The 23,334-nt window shown below is 37.8% G+C and carries 28 protein-coding genes; 18 read left to right on the top strand and 10 right to left on the bottom strand.

What is annotated here, in order from left to right:
- Positions 1-80: 80 nt before the first annotated feature.
- From MKY71_RS17385 to MKY71_RS17370, 4 genes are all read left to right on the top strand, one after another.
- Positions 81-1,262: a M20 metallopeptidase family protein gene (locus tag MKY71_RS17385; protein ID WP_340733483.1), complete on the top strand. Its 1,182-nt coding sequence runs from the start codon at positions 81-83 to the stop codon at positions 1,260-1,262.
- A gap of 62 nt (positions 1,263-1,324) precedes the next feature.
- A complete protein-coding gene (locus MKY71_RS17380; RefSeq protein ID WP_339196479.1) occupies positions 1,325-1,618 on the top strand; it encodes a DUF5316 domain-containing protein in 294 nt (97 codons plus the stop codon).
- Positions 1,619-1,722: 104 nt separating this feature from the next.
- Positions 1,723-2,850: an S-layer homology domain-containing protein gene (locus MKY71_RS17375; protein ID WP_339196477.1), complete on the top strand. Its 1,128-nt coding sequence runs from the start codon at positions 1,723-1,725 to the stop codon at positions 2,848-2,850.
- 141 nt (positions 2,851-2,991) lie between these two features.
- Positions 2,992-3,813, top strand: a complete 822-nt coding sequence (locus MKY71_RS17370; RefSeq protein WP_340733482.1) for a methyl-accepting chemotaxis protein — start codon at positions 2,992-2,994, stop codon at positions 3,811-3,813.
- 44 nt (positions 3,814-3,857) lie between these two features.
- Here the strand turns inward: MKY71_RS17370 and MKY71_RS17365 are convergent, their stop codons facing one another.
- The gene (locus MKY71_RS17365; RefSeq protein WP_339196473.1) at positions 3,858-4,316 is read right to left on the bottom strand and encodes a DUF2975 domain-containing protein; all 459 of its coding nucleotides are present in this window, start codon (positions 4,314-4,316) and stop codon (positions 3,858-3,860) included.
- A 133-nt stretch (positions 4,317-4,449) separates the two neighbouring features.
- Between MKY71_RS17365 and MKY71_RS17360 the strand changes: the two genes are divergently transcribed.
- The 5 genes from MKY71_RS17360 to MKY71_RS17340 all read left to right on the top strand — a co-directional run bounded on the left by MKY71_RS17360 (position 4,450) and on the right by MKY71_RS17340 (position 7,550).
- Positions 4,450-4,869, top strand: a complete 420-nt coding sequence (locus tag MKY71_RS17360; protein ID WP_340733481.1) for an ABC transporter permease — start codon at positions 4,450-4,452, stop codon at positions 4,867-4,869.
- Between the two features lie 33 nt (positions 4,870-4,902).
- Positions 4,903-5,352 (top strand): GNAT family N-acetyltransferase, encoded by a 450-nt coding sequence (locus MKY71_RS17355; RefSeq protein ID WP_339196469.1) that lies wholly within the window; start codon positions 4,903-4,905, stop codon positions 5,350-5,352.
- A 16-nt stretch (positions 5,353-5,368) separates the two neighbouring features.
- Positions 5,369-5,905, top strand: coding sequence for a GNAT family N-acetyltransferase (locus tag MKY71_RS17350; protein ID WP_339196467.1), 537 nt, complete (start codon positions 5,369-5,371; stop codon positions 5,903-5,905).
- Positions 5,906-6,011: 106 nt separating this feature from the next.
- Positions 6,012-6,443 carry an NUDIX hydrolase gene (locus MKY71_RS17345; protein WP_339196465.1) on the top strand — a complete coding sequence of 144 codons (432 nt, stop codon included), beginning with the start codon at positions 6,012-6,014 and terminating at the stop codon, positions 6,441-6,443.
- 45 nt (positions 6,444-6,488) lie between these two features.
- Positions 6,489-7,550, top strand: a complete 1,062-nt coding sequence (locus MKY71_RS17340; protein WP_339196463.1) for a PQQ-dependent sugar dehydrogenase — start codon at positions 6,489-6,491, stop codon at positions 7,548-7,550.
- Between the two features lie 54 nt (positions 7,551-7,604).
- On the opposite strand, the gene MKY71_RS17335 is transcribed toward MKY71_RS17340, so the two are convergent.
- The 5 genes from MKY71_RS17335 to MKY71_RS17315 all read right to left on the bottom strand — a co-directional run bounded on the left by MKY71_RS17335 (position 7,605) and on the right by MKY71_RS17315 (position 10,821).
- Positions 7,605-7,808 carry a helix-turn-helix transcriptional regulator gene (locus MKY71_RS17335; protein ID WP_079523390.1) on the bottom strand — a complete coding sequence of 68 codons (204 nt, stop codon included), beginning with the start codon at positions 7,806-7,808 and terminating at the stop codon, positions 7,605-7,607.
- Positions 7,805-8,329, bottom strand: coding sequence for a DUF6773 family protein (locus tag MKY71_RS17330; RefSeq protein WP_340733479.1), 525 nt, complete (start codon positions 8,327-8,329; stop codon positions 7,805-7,807). Before MKY71_RS17330 ends, MKY71_RS17335 begins: the two co-directional genes overlap by 4 nt.
- 152 nt (positions 8,330-8,481) lie before the next feature.
- On the bottom strand, positions 8,482-9,042 hold the full coding sequence (gene lepB / locus MKY71_RS17325) for a signal peptidase I (RefSeq protein WP_339174260.1): 561 nt from the start codon (positions 9,040-9,042) through the stop codon (positions 8,482-8,484).
- A 44-nt stretch (positions 9,043-9,086) separates the two neighbouring features.
- Positions 9,087-10,259, bottom strand: coding sequence for a M20 metallopeptidase family protein (locus tag MKY71_RS17320; protein WP_340733478.1), 1,173 nt, complete (start codon positions 10,257-10,259; stop codon positions 9,087-9,089).
- Positions 10,260-10,278: 19 nt separating this feature from the next.
- Complete coding sequence (locus MKY71_RS17315; RefSeq protein ID WP_340733477.1) at positions 10,279-10,821, bottom strand: GNAT family N-acetyltransferase; 543 nt, start codon at positions 10,819-10,821, stop codon at positions 10,279-10,281.
- 386 nt (positions 10,822-11,207) lie between these two features.
- Here MKY71_RS17315 and MKY71_RS17310 point away from each other — a divergent pair, with 386 nt between their 5' ends.
- Complete coding sequence (locus MKY71_RS17310) at positions 11,208-12,911, top strand: sensor domain-containing protein (protein ID WP_339196455.1); 1,704 nt, start codon at positions 11,208-11,210, stop codon at positions 12,909-12,911.
- 40 nt (positions 12,912-12,951) lie between these two features.
- On the opposite strand, the gene MKY71_RS17305 is transcribed toward MKY71_RS17310, so the two are convergent.
- Entirely contained in the window at positions 12,952-13,353 is a 402-nt protein-coding gene (locus MKY71_RS17305; protein WP_340733475.1) for a PH domain-containing protein, read from the bottom strand.
- Positions 13,354-13,430: 77 nt separating this feature from the next.
- A complete protein-coding gene (locus MKY71_RS17300) occupies positions 13,431-14,642 on the bottom strand; it encodes an NAD(P)/FAD-dependent oxidoreductase (RefSeq protein WP_339174245.1) in 1,212 nt (403 codons plus the stop codon).
- A 123-nt stretch (positions 14,643-14,765) separates the two neighbouring features.
- On the opposite strand from MKY71_RS17300, the gene MKY71_RS17295 reads away from it, so the two are divergent.
- From MKY71_RS17295 to MKY71_RS17280, 4 genes are all read left to right on the top strand, one after another.
- The gene (locus tag MKY71_RS17295; RefSeq protein WP_339174244.1) at positions 14,766-15,425 is read left to right on the top strand and encodes a phospholipid phosphatase; all 660 of its coding nucleotides are present in this window, start codon (positions 14,766-14,768) and stop codon (positions 15,423-15,425) included.
- Positions 15,426-15,542: 117 nt separating this feature from the next.
- Positions 15,543-15,857: a PadR family transcriptional regulator gene (locus MKY71_RS17290; protein ID WP_339174242.1), complete on the top strand. Its 315-nt coding sequence runs from the start codon at positions 15,543-15,545 to the stop codon at positions 15,855-15,857.
- Between the two features lies 1 nt (position 15,858).
- Entirely contained in the window at positions 15,859-16,905 is a 1,047-nt protein-coding gene (locus tag MKY71_RS17285; protein WP_340733472.1) for a DUF4097 family beta strand repeat-containing protein, read from the top strand.
- A 76-nt stretch (positions 16,906-16,981) separates the two neighbouring features.
- Positions 16,982-17,338 carry a hypothetical protein gene (locus tag MKY71_RS17280; protein ID WP_339174238.1) on the top strand — a complete coding sequence of 119 codons (357 nt, stop codon included), beginning with the start codon at positions 16,982-16,984 and terminating at the stop codon, positions 17,336-17,338.
- Between the two features lie 90 nt (positions 17,339-17,428).
- Here MKY71_RS17280 and MKY71_RS17275 read toward each other — a convergent pair whose 3' ends face one another.
- The gene (locus MKY71_RS17275; RefSeq protein WP_339174235.1) at positions 17,429-19,141 is read right to left on the bottom strand and encodes an ABC transporter ATP-binding protein; all 1,713 of its coding nucleotides are present in this window, start codon (positions 19,139-19,141) and stop codon (positions 17,429-17,431) included.
- Positions 19,138-19,881, bottom strand: a complete 744-nt coding sequence (locus MKY71_RS17270) for a MerR family transcriptional regulator (RefSeq protein ID WP_340733470.1) — start codon at positions 19,879-19,881, stop codon at positions 19,138-19,140. The genes MKY71_RS17275 and MKY71_RS17270 overlap by 4 nt, the downstream gene beginning before the upstream one ends.
- Positions 19,882-20,229: 348 nt before the next feature.
- Between MKY71_RS17270 and MKY71_RS17265 the strand changes: the two genes are divergently transcribed.
- From MKY71_RS17265 to MKY71_RS17250, 4 genes are all read left to right on the top strand, one after another.
- A complete protein-coding gene (locus tag MKY71_RS17265) occupies positions 20,230-21,810 on the top strand; it encodes an NlpC/P60 family protein (protein WP_340733469.1) in 1,581 nt (526 codons plus the stop codon).
- Positions 21,811-21,938: 128 nt separating this feature from the next.
- Positions 21,939-22,340, top strand: coding sequence for a DUF948 domain-containing protein (locus MKY71_RS17260; RefSeq protein WP_339174226.1), 402 nt, complete (start codon positions 21,939-21,941; stop codon positions 22,338-22,340).
- Positions 22,341-22,680: 340 nt separating this feature from the next.
- The gene (locus tag MKY71_RS17255) at positions 22,681-22,803 is read left to right on the top strand and encodes a hypothetical protein (protein WP_339174224.1); all 123 of its coding nucleotides are present in this window, start codon (positions 22,681-22,683) and stop codon (positions 22,801-22,803) included.
- A gap of 23 nt (positions 22,804-22,826) precedes the next feature.
- Positions 22,827-22,949 (top strand): hypothetical protein, encoded by a 123-nt coding sequence (locus MKY71_RS17250; RefSeq protein ID WP_339174221.1) that lies wholly within the window; start codon positions 22,827-22,829, stop codon positions 22,947-22,949.
- Positions 22,950-23,334: the final 385 nt, after the last annotated feature.

Genomic DNA, 23,334 nt, shown 5'->3' with positions numbered 1-23,334 from the left:
CATCTATACCGAACATCTCATGCAACAACTGTATATACTAATTTGATGCGTAAAAACGAACGAGAGAAGGGTGTGTTCAAGTGCTTAAAGAATGGCATGAAGAAGTTGAGGCAGTATACGATCAAGTGGTTGCTTGGAGAAGACATTTGCATGAGAACCCTGAACTGCCATTTCAAGAGGTACAAACGGCGAGAATGGTCGGTGATATTTTAGCTGGGTATGGGATTGAAGTTCAACGGAATGTTGGCGGGCATGGTGTAGTCGGTATATTAAAAGGGGGAAATCCAGGGCCAAACATTGCACTAAGAGCTGATATGGATGCATTGCCGATTCAACAGGAAAATGACGTTCCCTATAAATCGCAAGTACCGAATGTTATGCACGCATGTGGTCATGATGCACATACGGCAACATTGTTAGGGGTGGCAAAAATATTAAGCAAATATCAAGATCAGTTACATGGTACGGTTAAATTTATATTTCAACCTGCTGAAGAACAATTTCCGGGTGGAGCCATTCAAATGATAGAAGAAGGTGTACTGGAAGGGGTAGATGTGATTTTCGGTAATCACTTACTATCTTCTGTTCCATTAGGTAATTTTACGGTACCTAAAGGGAGTGCAACGGCTTCCAGCGATTATGTAAAGATTAAAATAATCGGTAAAGGTGGACATTCTTCTGCTCCCCACACTTCAGTCAATCCGATTGTGATAGGTGCACAAATCGTCAATCAAGTTCATCTGTTGTTGAGCCAAAAAGTTGATCCAGTACAACCAGTAGTAGCGGCGATTACTATGTTCAATTCCGGTGTAGCAATAAACATAATACCGGAAGAAGCTACAATCGCGGGGACGGTCCGTACATTTAACCAGGAACAAAGGGATAATGTCAAAACGATTTTAACGCATATTCTCAACAATGTCACAGTAACTTACGGGGCCACTTATGAGCTGGAATATAAGAGGGGGTATCCGCCATTAGTTAATACGGATAAAGAAGCAGAAATTGTAAAAGACTTACTGAATAATATCGACCATTTAAGTGTAATTGAAATCCCTCCTATTATGGCAAGTGAAGATTTTGCCTATTATCTCCAACATGTTCCCGGAATATATTTTTATACTGGTTCAGCTACAGAGGACCCCGCCACGCAATTTCCTCATCATCATCCCAAATTTAATATCGATGAACGGGCAATGAAAAATTCTGCGAAAGGATTTCTAAGTATTGTCCATCATTATTTAATTCCAGAGGATGCTTAACATTTTTCTGTTTTGAAACCTTTTCCAAATTAAGAAAGTATAAAGGAGAAGGGGGAATGAATATGAAATACTTTTTTATTGGTACAGGACTATCTCTAATCGGTATTTTGCTAGCTATTATTATTTGGGATGTTCATATGATTTCCAATATTACGAGCGGGATTGGTTTTATCTTTTTAATTGTGGCATGCCTTTTTTCCGGGGCGTTCGTAAATGGTGACCGGATGAGGGCAAACTTGGCAATGGAAACGAAAGAAAGCTGGGTTCAAAGAAATAAGATTGCTTGGTGTTCCCTCATAATGGCAGTTCCTAACTTTGTCGTTGCATTCATTTTTTACTATTATTTAGGCTATTAATTTATCTCTCAAAAACATTACCATTATATACTTGTATTCATATAAATTCAGTTTAAGTAATATGTTAATGTATTATAGATTTTGGAGAAGTGGGGTTAACTAGATTGAAGGTACTTCAATTAGCATTTTTATTAATTTTTGCAGTTTGTTTTATTACTGTAACGCCAGCATCGGCAGCAGTAAAAACAATCGATCAGTATTACATGGATGATGTAAGTTATGAACATGGCGCATATGAGCAGTTGGAACGTTTCTTGTATGCAAATATTATCGATGGATATGAAGAACCAACAGTTTATGAAGAAGATGGGGAAGTATACGAATATACTTCAATTCTTTTAAAGCCCGAAACTAGTATTACGCGTGCACAGTTTACAAAGATTTTAGTGAACGCAATGAATTTAAAAAACGGGGATTTAAAAAAAGAGTTCCCTGATGTAAACAGTTCTGCCTGGTATTATGATTTTGTCCATATTGCCAGCAGTCAAGGCATCATTACCGGGAAAGAAGACGGTACGTTCAAACCGAACGATAAAATTACACGTGCACAAATGGCAGCGATGATTTATCGTGCATTTAATGGCACAGTGGATTTCTCGAAAACAGGGAAAATGTTTAACGATGTAAATCCGAATAGCTATTCTTACGAAGCGATTGTTAAAACTGCAGGTGCTGGTATTGTAAATGGCTACGGAGAAACATTTAAACCGAATGATTATGCAAAACGTTCTCATGCAGTATTGATGATTGACCGTGCACTGCATTTAGAGAATGGTGAAGCAACAGATGAAGCTTCAATTATTGCCACAGTAAATCGCTATATTGATCAAGAGTTTGAGTTTTCTTCAGACACAGAAAATGTTGAAGATATGGATGCGCTTTATCGCGAAACGACAACAGGTTACTATTTAGCTTATTCACTTGATAGTCAATTGCTGTTGGAAGACGCAGACTTTTCAACTGGTTCAAGTTCATCTCAAAAAGTCGGCGAGTATTCTAGTGAGCTGATTACGCTGAATAAACGTTTTGCAGCAGTAAAAATTGATGATTTGAAAGTTCATATTAAGATGACTGATCCTGAAATCAACTTTAATCTTGAAATGACATTAGACTTATCCGGAACGGCTTATTTAAAGAAAACAGATGACGGCCTATGGAAAATCTATAATTTGGTCTATGATGAAGAAGATTATGATAATATGCTAACTGCTGCGGCGGCAATGGAAGAATAGTGAAAATTCCCCTTTCTATTTAGTAGAGGAGGGGATTTTTTCATGGAAAAATGTTGATCTGATGATAGAATGGTATTTTGAAAATTGAAATATTTCTATATCATTATTTAGTATATAATACTTATAAAGGGGAGATGGATGATGCATACAAAATTACAAGCAGTAGTAGATACGATGGAGTTATATCAGGCAACTTTTCCGGAAGATGCATGTATCGTTGTAGCGAATAAATCTGAGGTTATCGGATATCAGCCAGGTCAGGTCATTGATTTGAAAATTGCTGTAGGGATGAAACTGGAGAACTTCCGAGGGACCGTTACAGAGCGGGCGTTAACATCCCAACGTTTTTTAAGAAAAGAAAAAGGTCCTGAAAAATTTGGGTTTGCTTATATTTCAACAGCACAGCCTATTTTTGATAACGGGGAAATAATTGGGGTCGTAAGTGCCATTATTTCAAATGAAAAAATGGATTCTATGCGCCAATTAGCCACAGAGTTATCGAGTGCAGTAGAGGAAATGACAGCGACGAATGAAGAGTTAACCTCAGCGAGCATGGATGTTTCAAATCGTTTGGACGGGCTTGTCACATCTACAGAAACGATGACCGCAGATATAGGGGAAATTAATCAAATGGTCGAGCTTGTAAAAGGGATTGCATCGAAATCACAAATTTTAGGATTAAATGCATCAATTGAGGCTGCCCGTTCTGGTGAGCATGGAAGAGGCTTTGCAGTTGTAGCGAAGGAAATTCAAAAAATGGCGCAGAACAGCAAAGAAAGCGCAGAAAAAATTGCTGCGCAGTTAAATAATATTCGTGTTTCCATTGAAGATGTAAATGGAACGACAAGCCAAATCGCAGCGTTTACAGAACAGTTTGCAACAAGTATGCATGAACTGAACGATGCATATGGAAGTGTGAATGGCACGGCAGAAAAGCTGTTGGAGATTAGTGAAGTAAAATAATAGAATCGAACAACCACTCCGAAAGATGATCGGAGTGGTTGTTTTTAATTTATATTCAATCGGCTTTTTATAAGTTCATGTTTTAAAAATGCCGCACCTGTAGCAATGAGAATTGTAATTAAAATGATCACAATACCAATTGCCGCAACTAACGGAGGCAGTGCATTTGTATAATCGAGTAGAAAGAAACCCGAAATGTACAAAGTAAGAATGGCATAGGCGCAATATTTAATATAGTTTAACCCCTGTTCAAGACGACTGGAGAAAACAGACTCCCGCTCAATAATAGTAATCATCTTCAAAGTTTCATAAAGCGCATAAAAAAACGGAATAGCGGTCGCATACATACCAAGCAAAATCGGATATTGAAGGTAAGCAACTTCCGGATTTAAATGCGCAGTTTCCTGAGCTAACCACGGTAAAACAAATACACATAATAACAACACAAGTATACCCGTTGAAATAATAACAGTTTTTAAAAAGATTGAGTTTAATTTCCGCATGTTAATCCTCCTCTTTTTTCCGCAATATATACTATAGACGTCGGAAAATTCGGAAAGTTTCTGAGTGCATAAAGCGATTTACTGCTCCTCTATATTCCATTAATTGTTACAATAAGTAAAAGAGGTGAATGGAATGTTTGATACAGATGCGTATAAAAAAATAGAAAAGAATAGAAAACATTTCTTGATTTTTAATCTCATTACGATTCTATTTTTTACGGGAATATCTTTTACTTTTGTTATTCCAAGTTTAAAGGGATTTGATTTAGGCTCTACATTGATAGTGTTTCTAATCTATATTGTTGTTGCAAATGTTTTTGTAGGGATTTTTGTTCACAAAATAGAATTGGTTTTCTTAATTTCGTTGTTATTCAGTGCTCTTGGAATGGGCTGGCGTCTATGGCTTGAGTGGGGGGAATTCAGTTTAGTCGAACATACAAACATTGTTGTGATGATAGGTTATCCATGTATTACAGCACTTGTAATCACACTAATTTATGCTGTTTCAGAAAAGTTCAAAACGAAAAAGATCGTCATGATAGATAGGGAATAGAAGAGATTCATAAAATCAGAAAGGTGGATATAAATGGAGTTTCGATTGGCTACTACAGAAGATATGGAAATATTAATAGATTTACGCAAACGATTATTAGTGGAGGAAGGGCAAACAGTATCTTCCAATATCGATGAACAATTAAGAAGCTTCTTTGATAAGCAATTAAACTCTAATCAATTTGTTCAATGGATTATCGAGGAAGAGAAACGTGCGATCGCTACAGGGGGCATTCAGTTTATTTCTTTTCCCCCTAGTTATTCCAATCCTACAGGAATTCGCGGCTATATTTTAAATATGTATACAGTCCCGGAAAGCAGGGGTAGAGGGCTTGCCAAACAGTTGGTGGAGCGGTTGCTGGCAGAAGCACAAGAAAGAAATGTGCACCACATATTTTTGATTTCCTCACCGATGGGAAAACCGTTATACAAAAAAATCGGTTTTAAGGAAAATGATATTTATATGGAATATTTCATTAAATAGTTTAGGGGATGAGGAAATGATTTTAGAAACGGAAAGACTCATATTAAAGCCATATGAAATTGAATTTGCGGATGCTATTTATGAAGTGGTAAAGCATAGGGAAATCGCGGATACGATGGTCATGATTCCGCATCCGTACCCACGGGAAGTCGTTGATCAGTGGATTTCCTATTTGCAAAAAAGCTTTGAGCAAGGGACAGCCTATGAGTTTGCTGTGTTTTTAAAAGAGAACGGCCGCTATATCGGGAATTGCGGACTCGTAACAGTTTCAAAAAACCACCGTAATGCAGAGGTAGGTTATTTTATCGATGTCGCAGAGTGGGGTAACGGCTATGCAACAGAAGCGTGTAAAAAAATAATAGATTACGGATTTCAGGAACATCAGTTAAATCGAATTTACAGCCGTTGCATGGTTAGAAATGTCGCATCAAGAAAAGTAATGGAGAAGTCCGGCATGGTGTGGGAAGGACGCCACAGACAGGAGTTTTTAAAGGACGATATATATGAAGATATGGATTACTTAGCTATTTTAGCTGAAGAATATTTTAATTAGAGTATGCAGGCTTAAAGAAACATTCTATTAATGGCAGGGTTTTAAATTTTCTATCTAGAACCTTTTAAAATAAGCGATAATGATACTTTTAAAAGGACTGATGAAATTGGAACAAATTCAGCAGAAAATAAATACAACGCCAAAACATATTGTGTCTGCCGCAACAATTGTACTGAACAGTAAAAATGAGATTCTGCTTATAAAAGGACCTAAAAGAGGATGGGAAATGCCTGGCGGTCAAGTAGAAGAAGGCGAATCTTTGACTGCTGCAGCGATTAGGGAAACAAAAGAGGAATCGGGAATTGACGTAGAAATACTTAAATTCTGCGGTATTTTTCAAAATGTAGAGAAATGTATTTGCAATACACTTTTTCTGGCAAAACCAATCGGGGGGACACCGACAACTTCACCGGAAAGTCTGGAAGTCGGTTATTTCCCCATGGAAAAGGCATTGGAAATGGTGACGGCCGGAAACTTTCGCCAAAGAATAGAATATTGTTTAGATGCAACGAAACACCCGTTTTTCATAGATTTTTAAATGAAGAATCCTTGAGGCGATTTGTACCGTGAAGGAGGTTTTTCTGTGAAACAGTTATTCTTTGGATTAGGTATTTCCCTAGTATGTCTAACAGGATGTTCTACAAATGAGAAGGGATCTGTGTCCAGTGAAAGGAATAGTTCGCAAACGTTGGTGCAATACGAAACAATCTCTGCTAATTTAGAGGCACCATGGGCTATTAATAAACTTGGGGACGCTTTTTATATAACGGAGCGAACAGGGCATATTGCAAAAGTGGAGCAAGGAGAAGTGACAAGGCAGGAAGTGAAGCTTGAAAGAATGCTTTCCACTGCTTCAGAGGCAGGGCTTCTTGGCTTTGTATTAGCACCGGATTTTGAACAATCAAATGAGGCATATGCGTATTATACGTATGAAAAGGGGAGTGACCAATTTAACCGGATTGTATTGCTTTTCCTTGAAAATAATAAATGGCTGGAAAAAAGTGTACTTCTCGATGGAATCCCTAGTGGTACGTATCATCACGGAGGACGTGTGAAAATTGGTCCGGATCAGAAGCTTTATGCGACAGCAGGTGATGCATCGAATCCTCAAACAGCACAGGACTTGTCTACACTCGGCGGAAAAATATTGCGCCTGAACTTAGATGGGAGCATTCCGGACGACAATCCTTTTCCGAATTCATACGTATACAGTTACGGACATCGAAACCCGCAAGGTATTACGTGGTCACCGGACGGCACAATGTATGCAAGTGAGCATGGACAAAGCGCAAATGATGAAATCAATAAAATTGAAGCTGGGCAGAATTATGGCTGGCCATCAATAGAAGGAGAACAAACGCAGGAAGGATTCATATCTCCTTTATTTACATCAGGTAGTGAACATACATGGGCCCCTTCCGGTATGGCATTCTTCAACAACAAGCTATATGTTGCGGCACTGCGGGGAACAGCAGTCCTTGAATTTGATTTGCAGACAAAAGAGGTAAAAGAAATCGTCAATAATATGGGAAGAATCCGCGATGTCTGGATTGAAGATCATACATTGTATTGGATTACGAATAATACAGACGGGCGCGGTACACCAGGAGAAAAAGATGATCAGCTGTACAAGCTTGAGCTATAGCAAAAGGAGTGTAAAAGTGAAATAACTTTTGCACTCCTCTTTTTGTCGTTGCTGTTATTCTGACTGTTCATCCCAAAACAGTTCATCCAAAGTCTTGTTTAATGTTCTGCATATGGCGATACAGACACTTAATGTCGGATTATACTTGCCAAGCTCGATGAGACCAATTGTTTGGCGTGTAACCCCAACCTTTTTTGCGAGTTCATCCTGTGATAGATCATGTTCAATTCGAGCCATTTTCAAGCGAATATTTTTCATCGTTTTCGCCCCGCATCATCATCTTCAAGCATTTTACGGTTCACTTTTTGACTTTTATTCAATGCGCTTTTATAGGCACCAAATAAAAGCAGTAAATAGAATGGAACGTAAATCATAAGCGAAACAATAAACACTATAAAGAAATATTCAATTGCTTGAGCAGAACTGTCCGCATATTGGTATGCACTGTTAACTCCCATGAAAAGTGCGATGATCAGACCTAAACCAATACCGACAATAAGCTGTTTTGTACTGTATGAAAACTTACTGTTGGCATCATGAAGTTCAACTTCATCCGAAAATACCCCGAGTTGCGCCGAACGGAAGCCGTAATATAAACTCCCACATATTAAAATGACCATTTCTGTTGCAACAGACTCCATACTTATTCCGGAAAGGTAAAATTTAACCGCAATTGAAGCGATAACAATGATTATCGTAAGTATATAGATTTCCCGGTAAATTTTATTTTGCGTGTTGTACACACGCTCATCCACTATCTTTTTGTTCCAAAACCCCATTTTATCCCCTCCATATTTGTTTTTGTTAATCTCATTATACATTATATAATTCATAATGCAATTTATATATGTCATTTTGTAATTTATTTTATTCAATTGCAATAAAAAAACCATGACTGCTAATGAAGGCAGTCACGGCATATGTTCTTTGATTATTTAACAATACCTAATGAGTCGAGCGGGTAAAAACGGATCGATGTAGAGCCGAGAATTTGATCTTTTGAGACTAACCCGATGCGTGGATCTCGGCTGTCACTACTTTTACGGCGGTTATCACCCATAACAAAATAATAGTCATTCGGAATTTCTGATACACCAGCTATATCTTCCAGTGTGAAATCGAGAGTCAAATCACCAGGATCGTTAAGAGCAGACTTATATTCATCCAAATAAGGTTCGTCGATTTCCTGACCATTTATATAAAGTACATCATCTTTATATTCGATATGGTCACCTGGAAGTCCGATAATCCGTTTAATAAAATATTCGCTTTCCAGACCATCAAACACAATGACATCGAATCGATCAAAATCATGAAGCGATTTTCCGATTTTATTGACGATAATCCGGTCTCCGTCTTCATATGTCGGCATCATGGAAGCACCTTTCACATCAATTGGAGTGAAAATAAACATTCGAATAGCTACAACAAACAAGGCGGTTATGGCGATAACTTTAATCCATTCAAAAAGCTCATTTTTTTCTTTTTTCATTTTCTATAACACCTCCTTAAAGAACCTAGCAGCTTGAGTTGAAATTATTTTACAACCCCATGAAGCTTTAATGCTTCCACAAACACATCCGCAATGTTCAACATAGACTGTTCATCAACATCAAATCTTGGATGATGATGCGGGTAGATGGCATCGATCTCCGGATTGCCGCCGCCTGTGAAGAAAAACGTGCCGGGCTTTTCCTGTAAATAATAAGTGAAATCTTCTGCGCCCATACGAGGTGGAGCATTCAATACTTGCAAGTCCGGCAAGTTTATTGAGACAGCTTCGCGAAGCATAGCTGTTTCGTTCGGGTGATTATATACGGCGTCATAGCCGCGAGTATATTTAAATTCAAGTGTAGCACCGTACTGAATTTCAATCGCTTTGCACAAATTGTTCAAATTTTGCTCTACCATATCGCGAATTGCCGGATTGAATGTACGCACTGTTCCTGTTAAATGTGCTTTGTCTGGGATGACATTGCCGACTGTGCCACTTTCAATTTTTCCAATTGTAATAACAGCAGATTCAATCGGATCAGTATTTCTGCTGACGATTGGCTGCACACCAAATACAAATTGTGCCGCTGCAACAATCGGGTCTACTGTTTCGTGAGGAGATGCGCCATGCCCGCCTTTACCTTGAATCGTAAGTTCAAAAAAGTCGGCTGCTGCCATTGCGTAGCCTTCACAAAACAGCACAGTGCCTAATTCGCTCCACGATGAAACATGAGAACCGTACACATAGTCGACACCGTCAAGACATCCTGCTTCTACCATTGCCTTTGCACCACCTGGTACGACTTCTTCCGCAAATTGATGGATGAATACGATATTGCCATGAAGTGCGTCACGGTTATCAGCAAGTGATTTTGCCAACCCGAGTAGTGCAGCTGTATGGATATCATGACCACAAGCATGGCTTACTCCATCGACTTGCGATTTGTAAGGTACATCTTTTTCATCTTGAATCGGTAGTGCGTCAAAATCTGCGCGGAACGCAATTGTCGGTCCATCAAAGGCACCTTTTAAATAGCCTACAACGCCATTACCCCCAACATTCTCTTTCACATCAATCCCATAGGAACGAAGCTTTTCGGCAACGAGTTTTGGTGTATTCACTTCTTTAAATGACAGCTCCGGATACATATGCAGATGTCTTCGGATTTCTATCATATCCTCATAGTTTGCTTGCAGTTTCTCTTTTACGCTCATCTTCTCCACCCCTGAAAAATTATTCGTTATTCAATGCTTCCCATTCTTCTCTAAGTAACCCCATGCGTATCGAGTCATAATAATGCCCTTCGTAATAGCGAACTTTACGGATTTTGGCTTCAAGCTGCATCCCCAGTTTTTCACCTACACGAATCATGCGTTCATTGCCTGACCATGTCGTGAAGCCAACACGCACTAATGGCATTGTATGAAATAAATGTGCAATCCATAATTTTAGTGCCCGTGTTCCAATACCTTTTCCCCATGATTGTCCCTCATGCAGGACGATGCCCATTTCAAGCCACTTTGACGGTTCGTGTTCCCAGTAGTAGGAGATAATCCCACGGACACCCCCCGATACTTCAATAACCCACATGCTAGTATTTCCGATCCAATCATGCATTGTTTCGATAAATTGTTCATATGGAATCGCTCTATGCGGATAATACGGTGCATCCCATTTTTTCCATTCTGGCTGCTCATCTTTATAAATGAGTTCCCATAAACGGTCCATATCTTGTTCTAAAATTGGTCGTATGATTAGTTCCTGGTCTGTATACATTGTTTTCCTCTTTTCAAATAATTTTCTGTTTATAATGGATTGAAAAGAGTGGAAAGATTACTTTTCAATCACGTTCGTAAATGTTCTCATTTTTATCAATCCTTTCAATGGAAATTACTATTATTTTATCAGAATATTCCAGTAAAAGTAGAAATTGTTGAACTTTAATAGAATATTTAAGTAAAAAATTGGATAGATTTCAAATGAAACTGAGACCAACTGAAAGTAAAAAATATAAAGAAAAAGTAAAAAATTATAAAAAATAGTCGAAATTATCTAAAAGAACTACCAAAATCAATAACTAAGAACTATAATTATGGTTTGAAGAATGCAAATTTTTAGAAAATATATTAGAAAAGAATCACTAAATAGAAGTTGGTGAATAGATGGTGAAAACAGAAGATACAAATGTGCTAAGTTCAATGCAGCTAACAGTAGAGGAATTACAAAATATTAAAGTTGCATTAGACGAGTCGTCCATTTTGGCTGTTACAGATCAACGAGGCATTATTACAATGGTAAATGACCGATTTTGTAAAATTTCCAAATATGAACGTTGTGAACTCATTGGCAAAGACCACCGACTTTTAAATTCTGGCTATCATCCTAAGAAATTTTTTAAGGAAATGTGGCGTACGATCGGTTCTGGTAAGACATGGCATGGGGAAGTATGCAATCGCGCAAAGGATGGTTCAACATATTGGGTACAGACGACGATTGTGCCTTTTTTGAATGAGAAAGGAAAACCGTATCAGTATATTTCGATTCGTAACGATATTACGGCACAAAAGAAAATTGGGGAAATGATACATATTGCACACCATGATGATTTGACAGGTCTGCCAAATCGCCGGATGTTACTTAATGATTTAAAAACACTGATCGAAGTTGAGCAACAACCGTTTTCACTTATGTTATTTGATGTGAACCGTTTCAAAAATATTAATGATGGCTTAGGTCATCGTGTTGGAGATATGTTTTTAGTAGAAATTGCAGAGCGAACAAAAACGTTGAATAGTCCGCTTCAGACTTTTTACCGTTTAAGTGGGGATGAATTTATCTGTATATTAAGAGATTCAGACCTGTTAGAAAGTACTGCAGAAAATATACAGGCGTTATTTAAACACCAATTCAATTTAAATAACCATGCGTTTTATGCATCGATCAGCATCGGGGCGGTAAATTACCCGGAACATGGGCACTCAGCGCAAGATATTTTAAAATATGCAGATATTGCGATGTATGAAGCGAAAAAAAGCAACAATAAAGGTTTTGTCGTCTATAAAAAACAACAGCGCTTTTCACATAACCAGCTACTGACATTGGAAACAAAGTTACATGATGCCATTAAAAATGAGGCATTTGAACTGTATTACCAACCGAAAGTGAATCTCCAAACGAACAAAATTGAAGGTATGGAGGCACTGATTCGCTGGTTTGATGATGAGCTTGGTTTTGTACCTCCGGATCAGTTCATCCCATTTGCAGAGGATTTCGGGCTGATTAGTGATATTAGTGAGTGGGTTATTGCTAAAGCCGGTCGTCAAGTAACAGAATGGAATGAACAGTATAATTTAAATCTTCGCGTAGCAGTAAATATTTCGCCTAGTCATTTGAAAGCAGATAACTTTATCGAGCGCTTAAATCATATTTTATTGCAGCATGAAATTTCACCAAGCGCGCTGGAAATCGAGATAACAGAAATGAGTTTTTTAGATCAAAATTCAGATTTGCTCCATACAATTAAGCAATTGAATGAAATGGATATTACGTTAGCTATTGATGATTTTGGGACTGGCTACTCTTCATTGAGCTATTTAAAAAAGTTCCCGGTAGACTTATTAAAAATCGATCGTACATTTATTCATGAAATGTATAAAAACAATGCAGACATTGCGATGGTTTCTGCGATGATTTCTTTGGCCCGCGCACTTAATTTAAAAGTAGTGGCAGAAGGTGTCGAAGAACATGAAGACTTACACCTTTTACGGGAGTTTGACTGTGAATTTGTACAGGGTTACTATTATAGCCGCCCATTGACGATCGATGACTTTTCGCAACGTTTAAGCGAAAAGGGGATACTCGTATAAAAATCCACGCAGATTGATCTTTCAATTTGCGTGGATTTTTTTATGGTATGAGTGTAATACTTGGATTAATTTCGAGAAGTTTTTTTACAAACAGTTCCTTATCTTTTGGAGAGACAAGAATGATTTGAATATGCGGGTCAAAGGTAATTTCTATCCGGTCAATTGACATAGCCGGAGCTGATAGAGGATTTTTCGATGGGCGTAAGCTTCGGATTTGGTTGATGGGAATACGCTTTTTATAAATCCCGCCGTAAACGATGAGTTCATCCTTTTCGATAACGTATTTTGTACCAAAAAACAGGATGCATAATAGGACAATTATAAGTGCCGTAACAAGCAGCAAAACAGCACTTGGTTCAGTAATGATCCCGTATATCATCGAGATGGGCACAAAAATAAAAACTATAGCTATCCAAATATCCACTTTTGATTTAAAAATCATGAAACGGCCCCCTTCTCCTTATAGCTTATAACATAGAGGCAGAAATTAAAAATACAATTCTAGTAATAGGGGATAGGTTATTTAATTCCATATTTTCGATCCAATGTTACAAGGCGCGCATCGTCATTCGGACGGTTCATGACTAAGTCGGCAATAATTTGAGAGCCAAGCATACTATAAACCGTACCGTTACCGCCAAATCCGAGCAGGTAATAGTGATTCGGCTGTTCTGGATGCTGTCCGATAAAAGGGAGATGGTCTAAAGACTCGCCGAAGGAAGCACAGTATTTATATGGGGCATGGAAATTTTCATCAGGCAATAACTCATGTAGCTTATCCAGCAGCACGTTAGCCATTGCATCCACTTTTGTTTCATTTTTGGCAGGATCGGCTTTCTTTTCGTCTAATCCGCCGATTACTACACGGTGATCTACCGTCTTTCGCATATATAAATACGGGCGAGCTGTTTCCCAAATGAGTGCATTTTCATACCAGCCTTCAAAGCCGGGTTTTTGCTCTGTCACAATCGCATAAGAACGGTTAATGTCAGCCCCCTTCATTTTTCCGTAAGGAAGACGCTCATACCCGGTCGTGTATACAATGCGGGATGTTGTAAAGGTTCCGTTCATAGTGTGCAAAGTGATCTCATTTCCCTCATCTTCAATCACATTGGCATACGTATTTTCAAATAAATCGAGTCCTTTTGCAATCAGCTGCTCAGTTAGTGAAACAACGAACTTATAAGGATTTATTTCTGCATCATTTTGTGTGTACAAAGCGGCAGGAGCTTTAAATGGCAAGCGCTTTTCTACAACTAATTCATTCCAAAATTCAGCAGGGAATCCGTTCTTCACCAACATTTCACATTCCTTTTCCAGCTTTGATACATCTTTTTTTTCACTGGCAAAACAGATGCTGGGACGTCGTATAAAATCTGCAGTATCTTTTAGAGGTTGTGCAATTTTTTCAATCTCGTCAACTGCTTCATAGCAAAGTTTATAAAAGCGTACAGCATCCTCCTCTCCAATTTTTTCACTTAGTTCATGTAGTTGAATATCATTTGAATATTGAAGTAATCCTGTATTTGCCGAGGTACTGCCGGAGCCAATCTCGTTTCGTTCTAAAACGGCTACCGTTAAGCCTTCATCAATTAGTGCTTTCGCTGTCAGTATTCCGCTCATTCCCGCACCTACGACAATTGCATCATAATGAGGTTTGATTGGTGGGTTGGTGTGAGGTTGTTTTAAAAGTGTTGTTGGCCAAAATAATAAACCGTTGTGTAATTCCATAAATAGTCCTCCTCGTATAATCTAAAGAATAATTCCCGCTCTTTGCTGTTTCTAACCTTGAAATTTTTAATAACTTACTTTCGGGGTAAAGGGGAAAGAATAGAAATTAAAAGGAGGGATATGATGGATCCTTATATTTTCGGGTTTTTCACGATTGCCTATATTGCCATCTTCGCCTGGGGAATGGCAAAACATAAAAAAACGGCATCTGCCATTTTGTTTTTAGTTATTGCCGCTCTGATTTACGATAATGCAATATTAGCGTTAGGGCATCTCATCGGAGAGGGAGACCTTCTTGAAACCCTAAGCTATGGCCGTTTTTGGCTTCATGCAATCTTTACCCCTACGTTAATACTTTTTTCATTATTTGTAATGAAAGAGGCAAATCTACACTTCGCCTATAAGAACTGGGTTCCCTTTACATTTGGTGCCTTATGGATTGTTGCCATGATTGTAGAATATTTTGCGGAATTGAGTGGACTGGAACTAGCTCCGGAAGAATCGTATGGTGTACTTAGCTACAGTACAACAGAAGCAGCGTCCGGACCGCCGCCAATGATTTTGATTGTCCTTGTCGCCTTATTAATTGCCGCAATCATGCTTGGCAGGAAAAGAAAATGGTGGTGGATGCTTGTCGGGACAATCGTTATGACAATCGGTAGTGCATTTCCGATTGATATTGGGAGTGACGCAATTACAAATGCCTTTGAGCTAGTATTAATTGCGACTTTAATGTGGACAGCGATTCATTTTTCGAATGACAGACCATATAGAAGATTTTAATGAAGAATAATTGTGCTAAGGGGGATCGCTTAGCACAATTATTTTTTGTATACTACCTTGCAATGAATAATAGTGTTTGTTAAACTACTGTATAATGAATAGTAGTGAGGTGAAATAATGAATCCTCAATTTAAAAAAGGCGTGCTGAATTTATGTGTCCTCGCCTTGTTGGAAAAGAAAGATATGTATGGATATGAACTCGTTCAAGCAATTTCTACACAAATCGAAATATCAGAAGGGGCGGTATACCCGCTGTTGCGCAGGTTAACAAAAGACGGTCTTTTTACAACATATTTAATGGAGTCCACAGAAGGCCCGCCGCGTAAATATTATCAAATTACCGAACTAGGGATTGAACAACTACAGAGCTTACGTAATGAATGGGAAAGTTTTATTTCAGGTGTAAATACTTTAATTCAAGGGAGCGAATAAAATGAACGAACAGCAATTTTTGGATTTACTTGATTACCATTTAGTAAAATTACAACAGCAAGAAAGAGATGACATCCGCAGAGACTTTGAAGAGTATTTTGAAAATGGTCGTACAGAAGGAAAAACGACAGAAGATATTATAAAATCATTTGGAAGTATTGAAGAATTGGCGGAAGAGCTCCTTGCTTCATATGATGAAGAAGATTTCATGGAAAATGTTGCGGTTGTAAAAAATGATAAGCTAATTCCGTACCAAAATGTAGAAATTGAAGCTAACGGTGTGAATGTGGTAATTGTTCCTACTGACGCTGAAGAGGCTCTTATTGAAACAAAGGATAAGGATCACCTGACAGAAGCAGCGATGCAGATCAAAGATGATACGCTATATATCTCGATTAAGCGTCAGGAACAGGTTCGCCGTTTTTGGTTTATTACGATAATAGGAACGATCAATACAATAGATACAGTTGTTTATCTGCCTAAAAAGCAGTATGAAAAGCTTGTGATTCATAATGACAATGGACGGATTAAAGTGTCGGAAACAATCGCGCAGCAATTTTACCTGCAATCAGATAATGGACGCATCTTAACAGACTATATCCAAGGGAAAGTTCTTGATGCCCATTCGGCTAATGGGCGAGTGGTGCTTACAGAAACGAATATTGATCTTGTAAAGGCAAGTTCAAATAATGGACGGATTATCGCAGAGAATGTGAAGGGTCAAGAGCTTCAGTTTGATTCAGATAACGGACGTGTCGAAATGAAAAATGTTTTAGGTGAAATTAAAGCACGATCACGAAACGGCCGGATCGTTGCACAGTTAAATACTGTCCAATCACCTATAAATTTTGAAACCGATAATGGTCAAATAATATTGAGTACAGAAGGCAAAATTCAAAATATAGAAATTGATAGCTGGACCGCTTGGGGATCTGTATCCATTTATAATGAAAAAACATCGCATTATTCGCATGGAACTAGAGCAAACACTATAAAGTTAAAAACAAGCAATGGGAAAATTACGGTTGAGGACCTTTTAGCTCAGTAATCTATGTAAAAGTTAGAAATTCATCGGCACAATCCGTATAATAAAACTAATGATAGTTGAAATGGAGTCGTTAACGATGAAAACATATAGCTTTAAATTATTTGGTGGCTATAAGGTGATACTTGATAAAACAGAAATAACAATTGACTATGCCGGCGAAAAGTTTCTATTTATAAATAAATCTAAGCCCCGTATGAAAACTATTTCTTACGATGACATATTGAGAGTCGATTACAAGGAAGCCGGTATGACATTCGGTTATGTGCGTCTTATTACTGCGGAAAATGCGCCATATGTTAGCAGTTCGTATGTCGCGCAGCATGATGAAAACGCCTGGATGGTCGAAAAGGATGAAATTAGTTTTTTAAATGAAGTATTGGGTGTGCTGAAAAAGCGCTGTAAAAATATACAGTTCGCTCAATTGAAAGCTTAAAATTAATACATTGCACGTCAAAAGTATTTGATGTGTTTTTCTATAGTAAAAAAAGTGCTCCGAAGAATACTTCGCAGCACTTTTTTTACTTTAAACTATCTGCATTTTTGACCACAGCTGTTTGTAGTAGGAATGGGAGTCAATAAGCTCCGCGTGTGTACCTTCACCTGACAGCTGGCCGTCTTCGAACAGTAAAATCTGGTCGGCATTAGTAATTGTAGAAAGACGATGTGCAATAATGATCGTCGTCCGGTTTTGCATTAATGTATGCAATGCAAGCTGTACTTCGCGCTCGGATTCATTGTCCAAATTGGATGTCGCTTCATCAAGCAGCAATATTTGAGGATTGCGTAATATTGCCCGGGCAATTGCAATCCGCTGCTTTTGTCCCCCTGAAAGCTTAATACCGCCTTCTCCAACTTCTGTTTCGATTCCTTGTTCAAGTGCCATGACAAATTCATAGGCATAGGCGGCCTTCAATGCATCTATTACTTGTTCGTCTGTTGCTTCGCTTTGACCGTACAAAACATTTTCGCGGATTGAGCCATTCATAAGTGGTGCATCCTGCGTCACATAGCCAAACAATTTTCGCCATTCATATAAATCATATTCTTCAATATTCGACTGTCCATATAAAATTTTCCCCTCTGTTACTTCATAAAAACGTTCGATTAAAGAAAACATTGTCGTTTTTCCACCGCCACTGCTACTTACAAATGCGGTTGTCTTTCCGGAAGGAATCGTAAAGTTCATTCCTTTTAAAATAGGCTGCTCGGCATATTGGAACTTTACATTTTGAAAAACGATATTTTGTGCCTTAGCAGGAATTGAAAGACCGGATAATTTTTCGGTTGCCTGAGCGATAATTGCTTGAATACGTTCTGTTGCTCCAAGCGCTTTCTGTAAGGCTGTAAAAAATGTCGCCATTTGCGTAAAGGGAATAATGATTTGCACAAGGTAAATCATTATCGCCACAAGCGCTCCTGAAGATATTGCTCCCGAAGATACTTGTGTTCCCCCATATCCGAATAAAAGAATCAGCACAATCATCATAATGAGCGTCATAATCGGAGATAAAATAGCGAGGATTTTCGCCTCCTTTAAACCAAATCGGTAAAGCTGCTCAATCCGGTTTCCACCCCTTTCTTTTTCCAATGGTTCGGTCTGTGAAGATTTTACAAGTCGAATATTGGATAATACACGTCCAAGATGCCCGCTGAATGAAGCAAGTTCATCCTGATTGGCTTTAGCGATTTTATGCATTTTTTGTCCAAGCGGTAATGTAACAAAAATCGCAAGCGGTACGGCTATTAACATAAGAAGCGTCATTTTCCAGTCGATCCAAAGTAAAATTGCAATCGCCCCGATTATAGAGAAAATGCCCGACACAAAATTTACCAGGTGGTCTGTTACAAGTTCCTTTACGACGCTTGTATCTTGTGTAATACGGCTCATCGTTTCCCCTGATTCATGGGCATCAAAGTAAGGGGTTTTTAAATGTAAAATATGCTGCCATAGTGTATTTCGCAGATTTGCTACAATCCGTTCCCCGAGCATACGCATCAGAAAGTAAGTCAATCCACTAAGAACCGCCTGTATGACTAAAATTAGTGCAACGGCAGTGACCGCTGTCCAAGCAAAACCTGAAGTCGAGAAATCATTGATCATATTCATCGTAAATAACGGCACAGCCAGTGAAGCAAGTGTTTCGATAATACTTAATACAAAAACAATAATGACGAGCTTCTTGGGGAATTTGCTTTTTTTTATAAGTTCCCATAATTGTTTTAGTTGAACGTTCATGTAATAACCCCCTCTAATATGTTCAATCGTGCAGCTTGTTCCAAGAGCCAATTTTCTTCTTCAGCAGAAAGCGGAATTGTAAACAACCAGTTATCAAAATCGACATTTGGATATTTTTCAAATTCCTGCGCTAAACTTTTCGTTAATTCTGCCGGAATAATAGAAAATAATTGTTCAATTAGTCGTTTCAGTTCCGTATCATCTGGCGGATGCAGGAAAGCCTGCTTAATTTCATAGAGACTTTCAATGTAACGCCGATTAATTTCAATGAAGTTAATATCTAAATAATTGTAGATCTGTTCAATGAGCGGCTCCGGGATATACTGTTTTAAATAATCCTTCTGGGCATCCTCTGTCAGTAAACTATGAATAATGAGCAGTAAGGTAGTAGAATCAACAGCCGCACTTTCCTGGTGAATGAGAATGGCCGTATCAATCGTTGCAAGCATTTGATCCAACTGCTTTTTCTTCTTTAATAACTGTGCTTTTTGATTTTCCAAAGATTGAAGCAGTGAATCGTCTTTTTTGAGCAGCTCTTTAATTTCCTCCAAAGAATAATCAAGATATTTGAAAGTCACGATTTTTTGGACAGTGATAATATTGGCGTCATTATAATAACGCTGCCCGCCTTCCGAAATGCGTGCAGGTACTAATAACCCCTTTTCTCCGTAGTAACGCAAAGTACGAATTGTAATGCCGGTCTTTTTAGAAAACTCCCCGATTGAATATAAAGTCCTCACTCCTTGTATGTAGTATAAAAGCTGACGTAACGTAACATGCAATAAAAACATTTGAAAAATATAAAATAGTTTAGTTTGCGACAGAAATTTAAAGTAACGATGTCTTTTATATTACAAAAAAATAATGTTCGAATTTATCGAAAGTTGTCAGTTTATGTTCCACGTGAAAAAAATCCAACTAAATATGAATCATTTAAAAGAAAGAAAATAATAAAAATTTGTAAAAATCAAAAAATAATAACGAAATAACATAGAAAAAAATTACAATAAATACTATTATATTTAGAAAGAAAGGGTAAGCGCGTTAATAGATCGTTAAATTTTTATAATATGAGAGGTTAGGGAGAAATGATGAGTAGAAATATGAACAGTATAAGGAAAATTGTATTTCAGATTGGGGTAATTTGTTTCCTGTTAGCAGCTGCAGCAACTACAGGCTATGCCCAAATGTTTTCTGATGTAAAAAGTGATTCTAAATTAGATGAAGAACTGACAGTGTTAAATAATTTAGGTGGAGTAATACAATCACCAAATGAAAAATTTCGTGCAGATGATCCGATTACACGCTATGAAGTGGCTGAGTTTATCGTACGTACACTGCAAATTGATTTAGAGATGAGTACAACAATTCCTACATATTTAGACATTCCTGCCGAAGATCCGCGAATGCCAGTCATTGCAGCAATAACTGAGCTTGGGATGATGACGGGATTTGAAGGGAAATTTAATCCGGATGCAAAATTAACACGTGCACAGGCGGTAAAGATTTTGATGCCTGCGTTTCAGTTAACTGGGCAGGCGGCAATCTCCTATACGGATATTGCAAAAAACCATAGTGCCGTACCTGCAATTCAAGCATTGTTGGCAAATAAAATTGTATATCCGGCAAAAAACCAAAAATTTAATCCGAACGAGCTGATGACACGCGGGGATTTTGTTTCATATCTTGCGAGAATTATTGAGCCATCATTAAGACCTACTGAACCAGAACAGCCTGTCTTCCAAAGCTGTGTGAAGGAAACGGAGAAAAAACGTTATGTAGTTGATGTCGCAGTAACAAACTTATGGAATAAACCTGACCAGGCACGTGCTGTTGACTATCCTTCGACAAAAAATCCGGTAGAAATGCAAAAATGGATTTCATCATTAAGTTTAGCTCAAAAGAAATGGCTTGTTGGTCGTACAGATACCCAGGCGTTATACGGTGATGAAGTATCAATGCTAGAAACAAAAGGGAAATGGCAGCGTGTCGCGGCAAAAGATCAATATGTACCATATTTAAAGGCAGGCTATCCTGGCTGGGTTCCACAATCTCATATTGTGGCAACGAACAAAAACTATGATGACTGCGGTATTGCGATTATTACTGCTGATAAAACAAATCTGTTAGAAAAAGATGCGAAAACGAAATTTTTACAGATCAGCTATGCGACGATTTTGCCGGTAATTGATGAGACTGCAAAATATTATTATGTAGAGACACCAGGTGATGGGGTCAAGCTACTAAAGAAAAGTGCAGCAAAATCGTATGATTCCTATAGCGATGTCCCTAAACCGACAGCTGCTACAATCATTAAAGAAGCGAAGCGTTATTTAGGGTTACCATATCTTTGGGCGGGCACCTCTTCATGGGGATATGACTGCTCGGGCATTTTATATGGTGTTTTCCGTACACACGGTATCATGATTCCGAGGGATTCATTCTATCAGGCGACAGGGGGTAAAGCTGTTGCGAAGAAGGATTTAAAACCGGGTGACCTTGTATTCTTTGCGTATAATGGCGGCAAAGGGAAGGTTTATCATGTCGGCCTTTATATCGGTGACGGTAAAATGTTACATGCACCGCACTACGCATCAAAAGTTAAAATTGAATCAATGAACAATGGTGTCTACAAAAAGAACTATTCTGGCGCAAGACGCTATTTATAATAGGCATGCACAGTTAATCAAAAATTTTCCGTTTCTTTTTAACTTACATGACGAATTATTTAGTGTATTGTTAGGAGTAAGTTGGGTATATGTAAGGAATAAAGGAATTTAATAAGGAGGCATATTTTATGAATCCGTGGTTAATAGCGTCCCTTGTTGTACTGGGAATTGCTGTAGTTCTGTTAATCGTCTGTATTGTTGTAGTAATCGGGCCAATAAAAAAGGTCGTTACACTGCTGTTGGCACATGCTGAAGGAATCAAAAAACAGCTGAACCCTATTCAAACCGAAACAACAAAATTAACAACAACAGTCAATCGCATGATGGCAGATATCGAGTATAAAAAAGAATCTGTCCAGTCGGTCATCCAATCTGTCAAACAGACTGGTAAGGTACTGGATCAAGTAAGCGATGTGTCACACGATGCGACTGTGAAAGTGATGAAGAAAGCAAACAATGATCCTCAACGTCAAGCTGAGGTAGAACGTTGGACTAATACTGCAATGGGTATTATTCAGCGAAAAGCATAAAAGGAAAAGGAATGTACAAAAACTCTGTACATTCCTTTTTTAATTCAAATTTAACGTAATTTTGAATGTAAGCGTTATTTTTCTGTACTAGAACAGAACTTGCTGGCTTATAATCTATTCTTCTGTTTTTTGTTTAAAACATTAAATTCAAGGCATTCATAAATTGTTCAAATTAATCAGATAAATTGTGAAAACATTGTGAATATAGGGGATTGGGGGTTTCTTTTTAAATTAAAAGGAGTAATATAGAAAATAGGAAATGTGTTATATAACAAACTGCAACTGTCACGGGAGAATCGACTATTTATAATACAGTTTTATAAAAAAGGAGAAATGAAACATGTGGGTAGTAACAGTATTTAACAATATAAACGATATTCGTATATTTGAATATACGACGAAGATGGAAGCAACATCAACATTAGAAAAATATAAAAACGCAATCTTATCCTATACAAAATAAAAACGAAAAAGGAGCGGTAAAATATGTGGGTAGTAACAGTGTTCAATAATCCAAATGATATTCGTATGTTCGAATACGCAACGAAAAGCGAGGCTGCTGCATTTTTAGCAAAGTACAAAAATGCTGTCCTATCGTTTACAAACTAATTTAAAAAGGTCTATGCAGGAAACGGAAGAATCCTGCATAGACCTTTTTATTTGCGGTGGAATATTGAGAGTGGATCGGTCCATTTTTCTCGTTTATTTAATTAAAGGTATCTTAAACGAGAATGACGACGCTTAGAGAGATTTCTGGCTGCTAGTTACAGAAGAAGAGGAGAATGTTATAAGAACGATAACTATACTTTAAATAGATGGGTATACAGAAATAATGTTTTATATACAGAAATAATGATTCTAAGTAGAATTTTTACGTAGTTAGTTTCGGTCTTAATTAATGTGTGACATAAATATGCAATTTATATAGAAGTATTTACTGAATTTATTTTATAGAAGGTTGACGAAATATAGCTAATATAAGATAATTTTAGAT

This window comes from Solibacillus sp. FSL W7-1324 (assembly GCF_038008025.1).
Lineage (GTDB): Bacteria > Bacillota > Bacilli > Bacillales_A > Planococcaceae > Solibacillus.
This window is presented reverse-complemented; position numbering and strand designations above follow the sequence as displayed.

Bases quoted from the DNA above. Each gene is read 5' to 3' on its own strand.
- MKY71_RS17380 (WP_339196479.1), top strand. From the start codon at position 1,325: ATGAAATACTTTTTTATTGGTACAGGACTATCTCTAATCGGTATTTTG.
- MKY71_RS17275 (WP_339174235.1), bottom strand. From the start codon at position 19,141: ATGAACGTTCAACTAAAACAATTATGGGAACTTATAAAAAAAAGCAAA.
- MKY71_RS17280 (WP_339174238.1), top strand. From the start codon at position 16,982: ATGAAAACATATAGCTTTAAATTATTTGGTGGCTATAAGGTGATACTT.
- MKY71_RS17355 (WP_339196469.1), top strand. From the start codon at position 4,903: ATGGAGTTTCGATTGGCTACTACAGAAGATATGGAAATATTAATAGAT.
- MKY71_RS17365 (WP_339196473.1), bottom strand. From the start codon at position 4,316: ATGCGGAAATTAAACTCAATCTTTTTAAAAACTGTTATTATTTCAACG.
- MKY71_RS17290 (WP_339174242.1), top strand. From the start codon at position 15,543: ATGAATCCTCAATTTAAAAAAGGCGTGCTGAATTTATGTGTCCTCGCC.
- MKY71_RS17320 (WP_340733478.1), bottom strand. From the start codon at position 10,259: ATGAGCGTAAAAGAGAAACTGCAAGCAAACTATGAGGATATGATAGAA.
- MKY71_RS17265 (WP_340733469.1), top strand. From the start codon at position 20,230: ATGATGAGTAGAAATATGAACAGTATAAGGAAAATTGTATTTCAGATT.
- MKY71_RS17295 (WP_339174244.1), top strand. From the start codon at position 14,766: ATGGATCCTTATATTTTCGGGTTTTTCACGATTGCCTATATTGCCATC.
- MKY71_RS17285 (WP_340733472.1), top strand. From the start codon at position 15,859: ATGAACGAACAGCAATTTTTGGATTTACTTGATTACCATTTAGTAAAA.
- MKY71_RS17360 (WP_340733481.1), top strand. From the start codon at position 4,450: ATGTTTGATACAGATGCGTATAAAAAAATAGAAAAGAATAGAAAACAT.
- lepB (WP_339174260.1), bottom strand. From the start codon at position 9,042: ATGAAAAAAGAAAAAAATGAGCTTTTTGAATGGATTAAAGTTATCGCC.
- MKY71_RS17300 (WP_339174245.1), bottom strand. From the start codon at position 14,642: ATGGAATTACACAACGGTTTATTATTTTGGCCAACAACACTTTTAAAA.
- MKY71_RS17305 (WP_340733475.1), bottom strand. From the start codon at position 13,353: ATGATTTTTAAATCAAAAGTGGATATTTGGATAGCTATAGTTTTTATT.
- MKY71_RS17255 (WP_339174224.1), top strand. From the start codon at position 22,681: ATGTGGGTAGTAACAGTATTTAACAATATAAACGATATTCGTATATTT.
- MKY71_RS17310 (WP_339196455.1), top strand. From the start codon at position 11,208: ATGGTGAAAACAGAAGATACAAATGTGCTAAGTTCAATGCAGCTAACA.
- MKY71_RS17315 (WP_340733477.1), bottom strand. From the start codon at position 10,821: ATGTATACAGACCAGGAACTAATCATACGACCAATTTTAGAACAAGAT.
- MKY71_RS17260 (WP_339174226.1), top strand. From the start codon at position 21,939: ATGAATCCGTGGTTAATAGCGTCCCTTGTTGTACTGGGAATTGCTGTA.
- MKY71_RS17250 (WP_339174221.1), top strand. From the start codon at position 22,827: ATGTGGGTAGTAACAGTGTTCAATAATCCAAATGATATTCGTATGTTC.
- MKY71_RS17330 (WP_340733479.1), bottom strand. From the start codon at position 8,329: ATGGGGTTTTGGAACAAAAAGATAGTGGATGAGCGTGTGTACAACACG.
- MKY71_RS17350 (WP_339196467.1), top strand. From the start codon at position 5,369: ATGATTTTAGAAACGGAAAGACTCATATTAAAGCCATATGAAATTGAA.
- MKY71_RS17335 (WP_079523390.1), bottom strand. From the start codon at position 7,808: ATGAAAAATATTCGCTTGAAAATGGCTCGAATTGAACATGATCTATCA.
- MKY71_RS17370 (WP_340733482.1), top strand. From the start codon at position 2,992: ATGCATACAAAATTACAAGCAGTAGTAGATACGATGGAGTTATATCAG.